This window comes from Oceanobacillus halophilus, assembly GCF_003628505.1.
Classification (GTDB): domain Bacteria; phylum Bacillota; class Bacilli; order Bacillales; family Amphibacillaceae; genus Oceanobacillus; species Oceanobacillus halophilus.
On sequence record NZ_RBZP01000002.1, the window covers coordinates 246,454 to 263,372 of the forward strand.

Below are 16,919 nucleotides of genomic sequence, written 5' to 3' on the forward strand. Positions count from 1 at the left end.
ATTGAATATTAAGGTAATAAAGGTTCTTCCTGTGTTAAACCAACTTCATGCCAATCATCCCATTGCCATTGGATGGAATAGTCCGTTACTCGGTTGTTAACCGGTACTAATGCTGCACGATAAAGTGTAGGGAATACTGGAATATCATCTACCATCAATTGTTGCCATTCTTTATAAACCTCTTTACGATAATCTGTATCTAGTGATTTTTCAGAAGCACCCTCTTGTAATAGACGGTCATTTTCCTCACTAGCATAACGTGGGTAATTAAACATGGCGTGGCGTCCATATAAACCTTGCTGGTCTACGTCACTACCAGTACCCCATGCACCTTGATAAATGTCGATTCCGGGGTCATCTGCTTCTATACGATCATAGAAGGAGTTAAATTCCAACAAACGTCCATCTACAAGTTCCACTTTCAGACCAACTTGTTCCCATGCTTGCATGTAATAATTAGCAATTGGTTCTGCAGTGTCTCCTCCAGACATAGAAGCAAAGTTAATAACTAACTCTTCTCCTTCTGGATTTTCACGAATTCCATCACCATCTGTATCTTCATATCCTGCTTCATCCAAAATTCTGTTTGCCTCATCTAGGTCATAAGATGGTGCTTCAATCGTTGGATCATGATAATCAGGGAACGCTGGAATAATCAAGGTCGTACCAGCCCAACGAAGTCCGTTGTAGAACTGTTCACCTACTGAATCATTATCAACAGCATACCACATAGCGCGACGTAAATTGACATCAGCCATTTTAGCATCCGGATCCATAACTACTTCCCCAGCATCTGCATCCCATTTTCCTAGTTTAAATCCAATATACGTATAAGCCAAATCAGTTTGACCCAACCATTCAACATTTGTTAATGATTCTTCTACATCTGGAAATTGATCTGTTGGGAAACTATCCACCATATCTACTTCACCCGTTTCTAATGCTTGTGCTACGGTTGTTGGTGGAATAACTTTTAATGTCAGTCCATCTAGTTTTGGTGTACCTTGATAGTAATCTTCGTTAGCTACGAAGGTTACAGACTCCCCAGGTACTATACTTTCTACTTTAAACGGCCCCATACCAATAGGGTTTTTACGTACTTCATCTGAAGCTGCCATATCTGCTACTTCAATGCCCTCAAATACGTGTTTTGGCATTGCATAGGTCCAAATACCGCTTGCTAACAGGGATGGATTTGCTTCCTTATACGTGATCGTTAATGTTTTCTCATCCACTACCTCGATACCTGAAATCGTATCTGCTTCTCCAGCATGATACTCTTCCATCCCTACAATATTTTGAAAAGTAGCATCATAACGTACCCCATCATAATCAGGGTGACCAATTACTTCATACGAGAATAACCAATCTTCTGCTTTAACCGGTTCTCCATCATGCCAATTCACATTATCTTTGATAGTAAGTGTAAAGGTTTTACCATCTTCACTCACGTCAAATGTCGCTGCACCCTCTTGTGTATAGTTAAAGTTATTGTCTACAGCTAATAGGGATTCATCAAAAAACTTAATAATTTCTGCATCTGGAGTCCCTGAATAGAAATTGTAGTTCAAAGTACCTTCAAACGGCGTATCAGTTACTAAACCATATTGCAGTGTACCTCCGTCAATAGCTTCCCCTTCATTTGTTTTATCTCTGCCAAAGTCTTCGATGGAATATAAACCATCTTCGCTCGATTCTTCTTCTGATTCCTCTTCGCTTTCTTCAGCTTCTTCTGTCCCTTCTTCTTCCGTAGCATCTGGTTCATCTGTTCCTTCCGTTTCTTCATCCGAACCACTGCTACACGCTGCTAATACCAATAGCGATACAAGCATGATGAAGAGTAGCCACTTACTAAATTTTCCTTTCTCCATTCCTTTAACCTCCCTTTTTTATTCCCTCTTTGTTTCCAATCAGCCCTCCCTATGTATGCCTGAGCTGATTATATATACTAACATCAATCAAATTGAATGATGGAAGTAATGAATAGAATATCACAACCCTACTATCCCCTTCTCTGTCTTGCATCAGTAGCACGCCTTAACGCTTCTCCTACGTTTCTTACAGCAAGCATCAATACTAGAATCATTACTGCTGCAGGCACCCAAATCCACCATCGATGTTCGAGCGTCTGTGGATTCGTAGCATAACTTAATAGAGTACCGAGACTTGGCGTACTCTCAGGAAAACCAAATCCTAAAAAGGAAAGTCCTGATTCTAATCCTATGTTAGATGCCAAATTTAATGTCAATGTTACAATTATTAAGGAACTTATATTAGGCATGACTTCTCTGAATATAATTTTAAAATTAGATGTACCTAATGTTCTCGATGCTTGCACATAATCGAGTTCTTTCTCTTGTAGCGCTTTTGACCTTATCAGCCTGGCAATTCCCATCCAGCTGAATGCCGTAAAGATTAAAGAAAAAGCTAGTATTGTATAGTTAGGAACAATAGAAACAAATACAATAACAAGCATAATAAAAGGCAATACTTGAAAAAAGTCTAATATTCGCATCAGAACATTGTCTATATGCCCGCCAAAAAAGCCGGCAATCAATCCAAATGTTATTCCAATCATCCCACTTAACAATGTAACGATAAAACCAATAGAAAGTGAATTTCGTGTACCAATAATTAATTGTCCAAACACATCACGACCACCATAGTCAGTTCCTAGAATAAATTCTTCTGATGGTGGTTCGTGGATTGCAAAAAGATCTACTTTTACTATTTCTTTCTCATCCATGATGAAAGAGACACCATACACAAATACGATTATTAAGATTAATAGAATGAGAGACACAAGCGCCAACTTATCTCTTACTAGTTCCCTCCACAATATCTTTAACCCGGATGGACTTTTAGCTGAATCTTGCTGACTCGACATATTCATATTGTTCATTTCCATTTTTTCACCTCAGAGAGTCTGTCGTGTTTCTTACTTAATACGTATACGCGGGTCAACAACACTTAAGATAATATCTGAAATTAATGCGCCTAAAATAGCTGCCGCCCCAAATAATAATACAACTGCATTTACTACACTGAAGTCTCGTTGTAAGACAGATTCTATAAATAACTGTCCCATCCCTGGGAAACTAAAGATTTGTTCAACAAAGATAGTTCCTGTAATGAGCATTGTAATTTCATATCCAAAAAAAGCTGCTATTGGAAGTAATGAGTTTCTTAAAATATGTCTATTATAAACTCTGGACTCGGAAGCACCTTTTGCTCTAGCCGTAATAACGAAATCTCTTTGTTTTGTATCAACTATTTCACTTCGCAGATACTGAACAGTGGATACGGTTTGAATTAAAGCTATTGATAATGCTGGCAATAATAAATGGTTAATTTTACTCATGACATAGTCTATTGTGCCAGGCTCTGTGCCCGGCGCAACGCTTCCGCCTGTAGGAAACCATTGTAACTGATATCCAAATATCCATAACATAACTAATGCAAATATAAATAATGGTGTGGCAAAACCTATATAAGTGTAACCAGTAATAGATGAATCAAGTAAGGTATCATTGTAGCGCCCACTGATAATACCTAAGGGAACCGCTATGATATAAGTAAAAATTAATGTAGCCACAGAAAGCCAAAATGTATTAATCATTCGCTGTTCAACTAACTCAGTGACTTCCATTTTATAACGAAAGGATTGTCCTAAATCTCCTTGAAAGATTCCAGAAATCCAATCTACATATTTGATATGCCATGGGTCATTTAATCCTAACTTTTCACGTTGCTCTTCAATCGCAGCTCTATCAATATTTGGATCTACCAGCCCCGTTAATGCATCTCCCGGCATCGCTTGAGCCATTAAAAATATGATGATACTTAGTACAATTAATTGAGGGAATGTAATAATCAGTCTTCTGACAATAAATTTCCACATAATCTATCAACCTTTCTCCGGAAGAGCTACTAGGTGTGTTTCAGATATAGGCTTCAAACTATACGCCAAGCCCTCACTATCAAAGTACTCATTATAGGACTCATCATATTCCTCCTGTACTTCCTGGCGAAATTGAAATAGTTTTTCTCGATTACTAGGATCTATATCAGGAATAGCAGAGACTAAACGCTTCGTGTATATATGCTGTGGATGATTGAAGATTTCTTCCTTCGTTCCTTGTTCTACGTATCTTCCTTTATACATAATTGCAATATCATCACACATATGCTTAACAATACCAAGGTCATGACTAATGAATAAGTAAGTTAGTCCTAATTCCTTCTGGATATCTTGCATAAAATTTAAAACTTGAGCCTGAACCGAAACATCCAGTGCAGATACTGGTTCATCCGCAATGATTAATTTTGGCTTAAGCGCAATCGCCCTTGCAATTCCAATGCGCTGTCTTTGTCCGCCCGAGAACTCATGTGGATATTTCAAAATACTTTCTGGGCTTAATCCCACAAGTTCTAGCAGCTCTTGAACGCGTTTTTTTTCTTCTTGTTTCGTAAGATTTTCATAGTTTCGTAATGGTTCTGCAATAATATCCCGTACACGTTTCCGTGGATTCAATGACGAGTATGGATCTTGAAAAATCATTTGAATATCTCGGCTTATAGCTTTAGTCTTTTTCTTTTTATTTGTTATATCTTTCCCATTAAATTTGACAGATCCTGCTGTGATATGTTCTAGTCCGATAATCCCTCTTCCTGTTGTCGTTTTTCCCGATCCAGATTCACCAACAAGTCCATAAGTTTTTCCTTCCTCAATAGCAAAGGAGACTCCATCAACTGCTTTAATATGATCTACTGTACGATTAAATATTCCTGCTTTAATGGGAAAATATATTTTTAGGTCTTCAACCTCTAGTATTGCCATAGACCTTCGCCTCCTTTGGTTCTTCTGGGAAGTAAAAATGCTTATAGCAGGTGCATCGTACAAAATGTCCAGGAGAGATTTCATGTAAAACAGGATCCTTTTCATGTGTATTTGACTCTATCCAAGGAATCCTTTCTGCAAACCGACAGCCTTCACGTGGCAAGTTCTGCAATGCAGGGACAATACCTTGTATAACATGAAGCTTATCCTGCCCTTCAGCTGGTACTGAATTTAGCAGTGACCTTGTATAAGGATGTTTTGGATTGTTAAATAATGTCTGAACATCTGCTATTTCTACTACTTGACCAGCATACATAACGGCAACTCTATCAGCCATTTCAGCTACAACACCTAAATCATGCGTAATCAATATAACCCCGGAACCCATTTCACTTTTCAGTTTTCTAACTAAATCTAATATCTGTGCCTGAATCGTAACATCCAGCGCTGTTGTTGGTTCATCAGCTATTAATAATTCAGGCCGATTGGCAATAGCAATCGCAATAATAACGCGTTGCCTCATACCCCCAGATAATTCATGTGGGAATTGTTCATATACATATTCTGGTCGTGGAATTCCAACCATATTTAGAAGCTCAATAACGTGGTCTTTACGTTCTTTTAGAGACATTTGCGGTCTGTGTAAAATTAACGTTTCGCTAATTTGTGCCCCAATTTCCATCAGTGGATTTAAGGCTGTTAGAGGATCTTGGAAAATCATCGACATATCATCACCGCGTAACCCATTTAACTCAGATTTCGGTAAACTAACGATATCTTTCCCATTAAAAAGGATACTTCCTTCAATTTTAGCTTTTGTATGTAAGCCCATAACTGAAAATGCCAGTGCACTTTTTCCGGACCCGGATTCCCCAACGATTCCGAGTACTTCATTTTTGTTTACTGTTAAGGAAACATTATCTACAGCTGCATAATAATGATCACCGATTCGAAATGATGTTATTAAATTTTTTATTTCTAGTAATTTATCACCCAACGTAATCCCCCTAGTGAATATTATTTGGACTGACCTTTTTCCTAAGGGCCGTTCATATTAATTTCTAAATAATCTGAAATTTAATTGTAAAAAAACATTACCCTTCATGAATTTTCACGATTATCTGACCTGCTTGCATAATTATAGTGAGGATTGTTGTGTTTAATATGAAATATAATCGTAAGGAATTTTTAATTTTATAGTAATTATTTATAAGTGATTATATGTTGACATTTTCAGAAAATGTATATATCTTTTTAAATTTGTAAGTTTGACAATAAGTGGTTTTCTCGTTTTACAAATAAATAGCCCATGGTATCTAGTAATTTCAGTCAAAAATGAAGCCTTTTATTTTGGCTCTTTTCGTTTAGTTTGTTGCTTTTTGAAGTTTTACAGTTGAAAGAGATTCCTGATTTATTTAATTCAGATTAGTTAGCTCTCGCTTACACTAATGAAAGTTTTGTGTTATCATTCGCTCCGACAGAATACTTGCGGTTCGCGGGCACGGCTTCAGCCTCCTCGCGGAAAAAGCGCCGCTGCTCAGGTCTAGACTCGTGCTTTTCCCGCAGGACAAGGAAGACTACGTCAGCGACGCATCGCACGAAGAAAATCGCCCTTTATTTTCAAGGAGTCTACGTATTCTGACTCCGCTATGTTAAGTGGCCTAGGAATTTTTATAGCTAAAGTCCATAATGTCACGTTTGGGATAGTTGTTCCTCGTATAAAATAAATTTATTTACTTAAAATCAAGTAGGGCAGGAATTTAGCGGAGGAAATACACGGAGACTCCTTGAAAAAAGAAGACCACTTTTTTCTGCGTGCGATGTTTCGCTGCCGAAGCGTTCCTTGTCCTGCGGGAAGAAGAGCATCGGTGAGACTGCTGAGTGCGTCAGCACGAAGGAGGCTCACCAGCTCCCCGCGGAAAGCGTAGTGTATTTCCGTAGCGGATAATAAGCACTATTCTGAATTAAAGATATCAACAGTCTATATAAAATGTAAGGTAAAAAAGTAACAAAATCTTTTAAAAGGCCATTTTTAACTAGAATAATCCCAAAGTATCCTCCAATTATCTTCATATTCGGTAACAAATACATTTTGACTAATTGTAAACTTTCCATATTTTCCTAGGAATCCCTGGTAAACCGAGATCTTATAAGCAATATCCATTGGTTCTTGACCGTCTTCCATCATCCAATTTTCAACTTTTTTTATATCTCCAATGGAATAGGAAAATGTGGATACTCCAAAGTGGTTCATAAAGACATGTGGGCGATCTTCTAAATAATGTCCTTTAGAAAATTTTTCTTGCATATACGGATGAAACAACTCCCATGATTCAGAATAAAGCCCCTGTTGTTCATACGTATAAAATTGTTCCACAACCTCTTTCGCCTGTCTTTTGGATGATGAAAAGAATAAAGAAAATAGAAATACGGTAAGAGCCAGAAAGGTCAAAATTATCACAAAAAATAACATCTTTTTTCTTAGGTTTGCCTCATGCATATTCTCAGCTCCCTTTTTAGCTGCTACTTCATCTTATGATAAAAATGACCAAGTTATTATAGGACTCTACGCATTTTATAAAAGTGCAATATGTGTGTAATTTTCGTTTTAATAACATTAAAAAACTCACTACCGAATATCGGTAGTGAGTCTCACTTCTAACATATTACAATGCAATGGAAGCCTTTGTATCAATAGGATTGAGTTTATTAGCAAGTTCTTGGATTTTTGACATGGTTCCTATATCAATATTCCCCCCACTTACTATCACTCCACAATGCCTGGAACTTATTTTATCGTTATGTGCAAATAAAGCGGCTAATGCAGCTGCACCAGCACCTTCCATTAGCGTTTTATTACGTTCGAGCATATAAACGATAGCTGAGGCTATTTCTTCATCTGTAACTGTTACAATATCATCTACATAACTCTTGATAATAGGTAGGGTTAATTCACCCGGTTGCTTCACAGCAATACCTTCTGCAATGGTGGATACTGTATCTAATTTTTTCACAGAATTACTGTGATAGCTTTCATAGATAGCAGGTGCACCGCTTGCTTGAACACCGATCACCTTTATGTTTCGATTGACATGTTTTGCAGCAACGGCAATTCCGCTAATTAGACCTCCACCACCGATTGGTACAAGTATTGTATCCATTCGGTCTTCTTGACGAAGCATTTCCATAACCATTGTCCCCTGGCCTGTCATGATATCATAATCGTCAAACGGATGGATATAAACTGCACCGCTTTTCTTTTGCTGTTCTAGGGAAGCTTCGTACGCTTCTTGAAAACTCTCTCCAATAAGTACAACATCAGCACCGTAATTTCTTGTAGCATTAACTTTCGCTAATGGTGTTCCTTCTGCCATGAAAATGGTAGCTTTAGCCCCCAATTTACTTGCGGCAAGAGCGACTCCCTGTGCATGATTTCCAGCAGAAGCCGTTATTACACCTTTTCTTAATTGAGCTTTTTTTAACTGCATTAACTTAAAGCTCGCTCCACGAAATTTAAATGCACCAGTTTTTTGCTGGTTTTCCATTTTAAAATAAACGTGTTTTCCAACTAAATTATTTGTTGTTGCTGATGTTAATAATGGTGTTCGGTGAACAATATGTGCCAAACGCTTCCAGGCGTTATGGACTAACTCACCTTTTAGGCAATCCCCAATTGAGTCACACTCCTTAAATAAAAGTTGTTAAAAAATCAGGATGGTCATTTTTTAACGTTTAAATTTTTCACGCTTTTTCATACGCTTGTATCTTATCTTCTAAAAGCAAAGTTAATGCAATATCATCCCAGCCATTAAGCAATTTTTCTTTATGGTAGGATGGAATATCAAAATCCACTACTTTGCCCTCTTCATCCTGTATTTCTTGCTTTTTCAAATTAACAGAAAGATGAAATGTACCATCTTCGGCTTGCTTCATCCATTCCATTATTTGACTTTCTTCCATTTTAATCAAAATGATACCATTTTTCAAAGCGTTACTATAAAAAATATCGGCAAAACTTGGTGCGATTATCACTTTAAACCCATAATCAAGCAGTGCCCATGGTGCATGTTCACGGGAGGAACCACACCCAAAATTTTCTCCTGCAAGTAAAATGGATGCACCTTCGAACTGTGTTTTGTTTAAATCAAAATCCTCTCGTTTATTGCCACTATCATCAAAACGCCAATTATAAAATACAAACTGGCCAAACCCGGTTCGCTCAATTCGTTTTAAAAACTGTTTTGGAATAATTTGATCTGTATCTACATTGGTACGATTCAGAGGAAAGACAAGTCCTTTATGTTCTTTGATTGCTTCCATATTTCCACCCCCTAGTTTAGTACACCAGATTTGAATTTGCGGACATCTACAAAATGTCCTTCAACTGCTGCAGCTGCTGCCATCTCTGGACTAACAAGATGTGTACGGGCACCGTTACCCTGTCTTCCCTCAAAGTTGCGGTTAGACGTAGATGCACAACGTCCACCAGCTGGTACAATATCATCATTCATTCCTAAGCACATACTGCAGCCAGAATCACGCCACTCAAAGCCTGCTTCCTTAAAGATTTCGTCGAGTCCAAGTTTTTCAGCTTCCAGTTTGACACTAAAAGAACCCGGTACGACAATGGCTTTTACACCGCTTTTTACTTTTCTTCCATTTATAATTTCTGCAGCCTTCTGTAAATCTCTTAATCTGGAATTCGTACATGAACCTATGAACACATGGTCTACTTCAATGGAAGTAATTGGTTGGTTTTCTTGCAATCCCATGTATTCAAGTGCTCTTTGCACATCTTCTTTGTGCTCAACTTCATCAAGACTTGGGGTATTTCCACCAACAGGAACACACATACTAGGATTCGTTCCCCAAGATACTTGTGGTTCTACCTCGCTCGCGTCAATAACGACCGTTCGATCATAAACAGCACCATCATCAGTTGCTAGGGCAAGCCATTCTTCCGCTTTCTTCTCGAATGCCTCTCCTTCAGGAACATATTCTCTGCCTCTTAGGTATTCGACCGTTGTTTCATCAGGACTAATTAGGCCTGCTCTTGCCCCACCTTCAATAGACATATTACAAATGGTCATGCGTCCTTCCATAGGAAGTTTATGAATTGCTTCGCCAGTATATTCCATCACATATCCAGTCCCAAACCTTACACCGAACTTAGAAATAATAGCCAAAATTAAGTCCTTCGCAGTTACACCTGGGCCTAAGTCTCCCTCTACCTTAACATTTAGTGTTTTTGGACGTTCTTGCATAAGGGTTTGTGTGGCAAGAACATGCTCTACCTCACTTGTTCCAATTCCAAATGCAAGTGCACCAAACGCGCCATGTGTTGATGTGTGACTATCCCCACATACAATTGTCTTGCCTGGTTGTGTTAAACCAAGCTGTGGGCCAATAACGTGTACGATTCCTTGATCTGGATGAAACATATCAGCTAATTTAATGCCAAAGTCTTCGCAATTTTTACGCAACGTTTCCATTTGCTTTCTCGAAATTTCATCTTTTACAACATCTCTATTTTTAGTAGGTACATTGTGATCCATTGTTGCATAGGTTAAATCTGGTCTGCGGACTTTTCGGTTATTTAACCTTAATCCTTCAAAGGCCTGTGGGGAAGTTACTTCGTGAACTAAGTGCTGATCAATATAAATTAAATCTGGTTTTCCCTCTTCACTATGAACAACATGTTTTTCCCAAATTTTTTCAATAATTGTTTTTGGATTTCCCATATTCTCCCCTCCAATCATACATACGAGTTACAAATACAATCAGATATACTTTTAGTTGTTAAATTTTCCAGTACTAGATTAGTCATCTCTTCCGTACCAACCTGGGTTCCTCCTGCAATTCTTAAGTCTGCTGTATGATATCCTTGCTCCAGGCATTCATTTACAGCTTTTTCAATATCTGATGCTTCTTCATCTAAACCAAATGAATGACGCAACATAAGTGCAGCAGATAAAATCATTCCTAATGGGTTTGCAATACCTTTCCCAGCAATATCTGGTGCAGAGCCATGAACAGGTTCGTATAATCCTACGCCATCTGTTCGGATACTTGCAGAAGGAAGCATTCCCAATGACCCTGTAAGCACAGATGCTTCATCACTCAAAATATCCCCGAATAGATTCTCCGTCACAATGACATCAAATTGACTTGGATTTGTAATTAACTTCATCGCAGCTGCATCTACAAGTAAATGCTCTACTGTTACATCCGGATAATCTTTCGCTTTTTCTTCAACCACTTCACGCCATAGTCTGCTTGATTCTAAAACATTTGCTTTATCGACGGATGTTAAATGTTTCTTACGGATTCTCGCACTTTGAAAGCCCTTGTCTATAATTCTCTCCATCTCTTCTCGAGTATAGGAGAGCGTGTCGACAACTGAATTACCATTATTCCGACGTTCACTCGGTTGACCAAAATAAAGTCCACCCGTTAATTCACGAATAATTAAAATATCGCTTCCTTCGATAATTTCCTGTTTTAATGGAGATGCATGAAGCAATGATTTAAATCCTTTCACTGGGCGCAAGTTAGCAAATAAACCTAACTCTTTACGGATTCCTAATAGTCCTTTTTCTGGTCTGATGTTCGCTGGAACCTGATCCCATTTTGGTCCACCTACTGCTCCTAATAGAACAGCATCTGCATTATGACATGCCTTGACTGTATCCTCTGGAAGAGGGACGCCATAGTTGTCTATGGCGTCCCCACCAATGGCATGCTGGTGAAAAGTGAACTCATGATTATATTCACTTGCAATAGCATTTAAAACTACTTTCGCTGAATGGATAATTTCTCTCCCAATCCCGTCCCCCGGAAGAAGAATAATTTGCTTTTTCATCAGATGCCCCCCTTTTTATGTTTTAATATCTTAGGATACGAAACTAATTGGTATGGAGTGTTTATTCACTCCGGAAATACGCTCTGGATGGCTGCCTGAACCTTCCCTAATTTTTTATTTAACTACTTCTTTTTGTTTTACAGACTGTTGTTTAATAATGTAACGATTAACTGCATTGATATAAGCATTAGCTGATGCTTCAATTACGTCTTGTGCTGCTCCGCGGCCGTTCATTATTTCTCCATTAACAGATAGTTGTACATGGGATTCAGCTAGTGCATCTTTCCCACCACCAACGGAGTTAATTTGGTAGTCCAATAGCTTTAATTCTTCCGAAATCAAGGAAGAAATTGTATTATAAAGAGCTTCTACACTTCCCTTTCCAGTACGAGCAGTCTGTACGGTGTTACCATCAGGTGTTTGAAGGGAAACTGTTGCAGTCGGTATATCAGATGATCCGTAATGTACTTGGAAGGTTTCTAACTGATACTTACTTACTGCAGAAGCCTCCGTCTTGATTTCCATAATGATCGTGTAAATATCATCATCTGTAACTTCTTTTTTATGATCCGTCAGTTGTTTAAATTGTTTAAAAGCGTCTTTAATCTGCTCATCTGTTAGTTCTATACCAAATTCAAGTACCTTATCTTTAAAGGCATGACGTCCTGAATGTTTTCCAAGAAATAGTGTATTAGAGCTAACTCCCACCAATTCCGGTGTAATAATTTCATAGGTTTCAGTATTTTTTAGGACACCATCCTGGTGTATGCCGGATTCATGCGCATAGGCATTTCTTCCGATAACCGCTTTATTTGCTTGGACATACATTCCAGTAAGTTTAGCAATCAGATCACTGGAACGCTTAATTTCATTTAATTTAAGACCTGTTTCATATGGATAGAAATCTGATCTAATCTTAAGTGCCACAGCCACTTCTTCTAGTGCAGCATTACCAGCACGTTCACCTATTCCATTAATCGTTCCTTCTACTTGCGTTACACCATTTTCCACCGCAGAAATAGAATTAGCCACCGCCATTCCTAGGTCATTATGACAATGACAAGAAAGACTTACTTTATCAATATTAGGAACTGTTTCACGGATAAAATGGAACATTCTTCCATACTCTGCTGGAGTACTATATCCAGTGGTATCAGGTAGATTTATTACTGTCGCTCCTGCATCAATTACTTTCTCAATAATTTGTGCCAAGAAATCCCAATCAGAACGTGTAGCATCTTCTGCTGACCATTCAATTTGTGGAAATTTTTGTTTTGCATATTTAACCATGTTCACGGATTGTTCAACAACTTGTTCTGGAGTCATAAGCAATTTATACTTCATATGAATTGGAGATGTTGCAAGGAATAGATGCAATCTTGGTTCCGCAGCACCCTTCAACGCTTCCCAGGCCGTATCTATATCCGACTTAGTCGTTCTTGCTAACGCAGTAACCGACGTATCCTTAATCGTATCAGCGATTAATTTAACAGCTTTAAAATCACCTTCAGAGGAAGCAGGAAACCCCGCCTCCATAATGTCTACACCTAAACGTTCTAGCTGTTTAGCAATTTCTAGTTTTTCTAGTTTATTAAGGTTTACACCAGGTGATTGTTCCCCATCCCGAAGCGTTGTATCATAAATTTTAATTCGTGACATGGACTTTCCCTTCCTTTTCTTTATTTTGAATTGGATCTTTTACGAAAGGCATCAATGCACGTAATTCTTTCCCAACTTTAGTGATTGGATGTTTATATTCTTGATTGTTAATTGCATTGAATTGTGGACGGCCTGCTTGGTTTTCTAAGATCCAACCTTTAGCAAATTTACCATTTTGAACATCTTCTAAAACTTCTTTCATACGTGCTTTTGTTTCTTCATTTACGACGCGTGGACCTGATACAAAGTCACCCCATTGTGCTGTATCAGAGATAGAATAGCGCATGTTCTCTAATCCACCTTCATACATCAAATCAACAATCAATTTCAGTTCATGTAAACACTCAAAATAGGCAACTTCAGGTTGGTATCCAGCTTCTGTTAATGTTTCAAAACCTGCTTTTACAAGGCTTGATACACCGCCACAAAGTACCGCTTGCTCTCCAAATAGATCTGTTTCTGTTTCTTCCTGGAATGTTGTTTCCAATACACCGGCTCTAGCAGCTCCAATTCCATATGCATAAGCTAACGCCACTTCTTTGGCATTTCCAGTAACATCTTGATAGATACCATAAAGTGCAGGAACACCAGCACCTTCTTCATAGGTTCTTCTTACTAAGTGACCAGGGCCTTTAGGTGCTACTAAGAATACATCTACATTTTCAGGAGGTACTACTTGGTTAAAATGAATGTTAAAACCGTGTGCGAAAGCTAAAGCACTTCCAGGTTTCAAATTCGGTTTAATGCTTTCTTCATAAACTTTTGGTTGGTTTTCATCCGGAAGTAATACCATTGTCACATCTGCTCCGCTTACTGCCTCTGCTACAGATTGAGCTTCGAATCCGTCTTCTACAGCTTTCTCCTGTGATTTACCAGGACGTAATCCTACTGTTACTTCATATCCACTTTCACGTAAATTTCGTGCATGTGCATGGCCTTGGGAACCATATCCGATGATGGCGATTTTCTTTCCTTGTAATACCTCTTTTTGAATGTCATTGTTATATAATACTTTTGTCATAATTAATCTCCCTCTCCATTTTGTATAATAATTGATTGATTTATTGTTTATTAGATTAATAGTGTGTTTACTTCTTGAACTGGCTGTGGCTGCTGACCTCTTTGGAAAGCTGTCACACCTGTTCTAGTTAGTTCTTTAATTCCATATGGTTTCAATAAATTAATTAATGCATCAACTTTATCCGGTTTTCCTGTTACTTGAATAATCAGGCTATCTTTACTAACATCAATGACGCTTGCTCGAAACGGTTGGATCACTCCCTGAATTTCAGCTCGGTTCTGTCCAGTACTACCAACTTTTATCAAGGCTAATTCCCTTGCCACCATTGCTTTATCAGTGATGTCCGAAACCTTTAAGACATCTATTTGTTTATTTAGTTGTTTGGTTAACTGTTCTAGCTTTTGACTATCGCTAATTTCAACAACAAAAGTCATTTTTGAAATGCCCTCTGTTTCCGATGTACCGACTGAAATGCTTTCTATATTAAAAGCCCGTTTGGATAACATTCCGGTAATGCGATTGAGTACTCCACTTCGATTTTGTACAGCTGCTGTTATAATGCGCTTCATTTCGTTTTTGTCACCCCGATCATTTCATGATTTCCTGTTCCAGGTGCTACCATCGGATAGACACAATCTTTTTTTACTACTCGACAATCCACAACTACTGGACCGTCGTAAGAAAATACATCTTCAAGCAAGGCTGGTACATCCTCTTCGTTATCTACTTTAAGAGCTCGGATTCCATAACTTTCTGCCAGTTTCACGAAATCAGGATTTTCAGATAATAGGGTTTCTGAATATCTCTCATCGTAGAATTTTTCCTGCCATTGCCTAACCATGCCCAATGCTTCGTTGTTCACAATGATCACTTTTACTGGCAAATTCCATTGTTTAAGTACCGCTAGTTCCTGGAGTGTCATTTGAAAACCTCCATCTCCAACAATCGATACAACTAACTCAGTAGGTTTTCCTAATTGTGCACCAATCGCTGCTGGAAATCCGAATCCCATCGTTCCAAGGCCACCTGAGGTAACCCAACGATCTGGACGATCAAATTGATAAAATTGAGCTGCCCACATTTGATGCTGACCGACATCTGTTGTGACGACCGCTTCTCCTTTTGACGCTTGATAAACCTGTTCAAGTAACCATTGTGGAGAAATCAGGTCATTGGATCGTTCATACCATAGTGGATAATTGCTTTTATTGGAGAATACTTTCTCACACCACTTATCATGATTGGTAACTTCTACTTCATTTTCTAATAATGCTTTTAATGCCTCTTTGGCATCTCCAACTACCGGAATATTGGTCGTTATGTTTTTCCCTATTTCAGCTGGATCGATATCAATATGCGCTACTTTAGCATCAGGTGCGAAATGTTTAATTGCCCCTGTTAAACGGTCGTCAAATCTAGCACCAATGTTTATTAATAAGTCACACTCATATATTCCCATGTTTGCTGCATAAGTTCCGTGCATTCCTGCCATACCTAACGAAAGCTCATTCGTACCAGGAAAACTTCCTAAACCTAACAACGTAGTAGTTACTGGAAGCTGATATTTTTCAGCAAATAATTTCAATTCCTCCGAAGCTTTTGCAAATAAAACACCAGCTCCTGAAAGTAGTAGTGGTCGTTTGGAACGACTCAAAGCATCTGCTAGTTTTCTTATCTGTAGTGGATTAGGCTTAATAGTTGGCTGATACCCAGGCAAATAAAACTCTTTATCCAATTCGCCTGTTGCCATTTCATTTGCGATATTTTTAGGAATATCAACTACTACTGGCCCTGGACGCCCTGTTGAAGCTATATGGAAAGCTTCCTTCACAATTCTTGGTAACTCCTTTACATCGGTTACCTGGTAATTGTGTTTCGTAATTGGTGTTGTAATCCCAATTACATCAGCTTCCTGAAATGCATCCGTTCCAATTACTCCTGTTGCAACTTGGCCAGTAAAGATAACGACTGGTAAAGAATCCATCATCGCATCTGTGATACCAGTAACTAAATTTGTTGCACCTGGACCCGAAGTTGCGATGACGACACCAGGTTTTCCTGTTACTCTAGCATAACCTTCAGCTGCATGGATTAAGCCTTGTTCGTGCCTGCAGAGTATATGTTGAAAAGGTGCTTTTGCGCGGTGCAGTGCATCATAAATTGGTAAGACAGCCCCCCCTGGATATCCAAATACGGTATCAACATCTTCGTCTACCAATGAACGTATGAAGACATCTGCACCAGTTGTCAGTGTTTTTTCTGCTGCTTGCTCCTTCAGCTTTGCCTCAACTTTCACTACTACTTACCTCCTCTAAAAATTTTCTGTATTAAAAAATTGGATATATAGTAAAACAACTTTCGGTATTCTGTCCGAATGCCGTTATACTTATATGATTATAATTCTACTTCTCAGAAAGCAGATACATATAGAAAAGAGGCTCTTTCCTCCCTAAATAAGTCTGCACGATTGCAGAGATTATTGGGGAGAAAAGAGCCTCTTTTCACGGTACCACCCAGTTTCATAGCACTCTCACGAA

14 protein-coding genes are annotated in these 16,919 nt (G+C 38.5%); all 14 read right to left on the minus strand.

The genetic code is table 11. The features are described from left to right. Positions 1-8: 8 nt before the first annotated feature. The 14 genes from opp4A to ilvB all read right to left on the minus strand — a co-directional run bounded on the left by opp4A (position 9) and on the right by ilvB (position 16,678). A complete protein-coding gene (gene opp4A, locus D8M06_RS05180) occupies positions 9-1,871 on the minus strand; it encodes an oligopeptide ABC transporter substrate-binding protein (protein WP_121203293.1) in 1,863 nt (620 codons plus the stop codon). 131 nt (positions 1,872-2,002) lie between these two features. Further along, entirely contained in the window at positions 2,003-2,908 is a 906-nt protein-coding gene (locus tag D8M06_RS05185) for an ABC transporter permease (RefSeq protein ID WP_121203294.1), read from the minus strand. A 30-nt stretch (positions 2,909-2,938) separates the two neighbouring features. Next, a complete protein-coding gene (opp4B, locus tag D8M06_RS05190) occupies positions 2,939-3,901 on the minus strand; it encodes an oligopeptide ABC transporter permease (RefSeq protein WP_121203295.1) in 963 nt (320 codons plus the stop codon). Between the two features lie 6 nt (positions 3,902-3,907). Continuing rightward, a complete protein-coding gene (locus tag D8M06_RS05195) occupies positions 3,908-4,840 on the minus strand; it encodes an ABC transporter ATP-binding protein (protein WP_121203296.1) in 933 nt (310 codons plus the stop codon). Further along, on the minus strand, positions 4,821-5,837 hold the full coding sequence (locus D8M06_RS05200) for an ABC transporter ATP-binding protein (protein WP_121203297.1): 1,017 nt from the start codon (positions 5,835-5,837) through the stop codon (positions 4,821-4,823). Before D8M06_RS05200 ends, D8M06_RS05195 begins: the two co-directional genes overlap by 20 nt. Before the next feature lie 1,035 nt (positions 5,838-6,872). Then, positions 6,873-7,340 carry a hypothetical protein gene (locus D8M06_RS05205; RefSeq protein ID WP_241558838.1) on the minus strand — a complete coding sequence of 156 codons (468 nt, stop codon included), beginning with the start codon at positions 7,338-7,340 and terminating at the stop codon, positions 6,873-6,875. A 166-nt stretch (positions 7,341-7,506) separates the two neighbouring features. Beyond that, entirely contained in the window at positions 7,507-8,466 is a 960-nt protein-coding gene (ilvA, locus tag D8M06_RS05210) for a threonine ammonia-lyase (protein ID WP_241558840.1), read from the minus strand. Between the two features lie 115 nt (positions 8,467-8,581). Next, entirely contained in the window at positions 8,582-9,160 is a 579-nt protein-coding gene (gene leuD / locus D8M06_RS05215) for a 3-isopropylmalate dehydratase small subunit (protein ID WP_121203299.1), read from the minus strand. 11 nt (positions 9,161-9,171) lie between these two features. Beyond that, positions 9,172-10,581, minus strand: coding sequence for a 3-isopropylmalate dehydratase large subunit (gene leuC, locus D8M06_RS05220; protein ID WP_121203300.1), 1,410 nt, complete (start codon positions 10,579-10,581; stop codon positions 9,172-9,174). A gap of 14 nt (positions 10,582-10,595) precedes the next feature. Next, positions 10,596-11,702, minus strand: coding sequence for a 3-isopropylmalate dehydrogenase (leuB, locus tag D8M06_RS05225; protein ID WP_121203301.1), 1,107 nt, complete (start codon positions 11,700-11,702; stop codon positions 10,596-10,598). A gap of 114 nt (positions 11,703-11,816) precedes the next feature. Further along, on the minus strand, positions 11,817-13,361 hold the full coding sequence (locus D8M06_RS05230; protein ID WP_121203302.1) for a 2-isopropylmalate synthase: 1,545 nt from the start codon (positions 13,359-13,361) through the stop codon (positions 11,817-11,819). Then, complete coding sequence (gene ilvC, locus D8M06_RS05235; RefSeq protein WP_121203303.1) at positions 13,348-14,382, minus strand: ketol-acid reductoisomerase; 1,035 nt, start codon at positions 14,380-14,382, stop codon at positions 13,348-13,350. The genes D8M06_RS05230 and ilvC overlap by 14 nt, the downstream gene beginning before the upstream one ends. A gap of 50 nt (positions 14,383-14,432) precedes the next feature. Beyond that, on the minus strand, positions 14,433-14,951 hold the full coding sequence (gene ilvN, locus D8M06_RS05240) for an acetolactate synthase small subunit (RefSeq protein WP_121203304.1): 519 nt from the start codon (positions 14,949-14,951) through the stop codon (positions 14,433-14,435). After that, the gene (ilvB, locus tag D8M06_RS05245; protein ID WP_121203305.1) at positions 14,948-16,678 is read right to left on the minus strand and encodes a biosynthetic-type acetolactate synthase large subunit; all 1,731 of its coding nucleotides are present in this window, start codon (positions 16,676-16,678) and stop codon (positions 14,948-14,950) included. Before ilvB ends, ilvN begins: the two co-directional genes overlap by 4 nt. Positions 16,679-16,919: the final 241 nt, after the last annotated feature.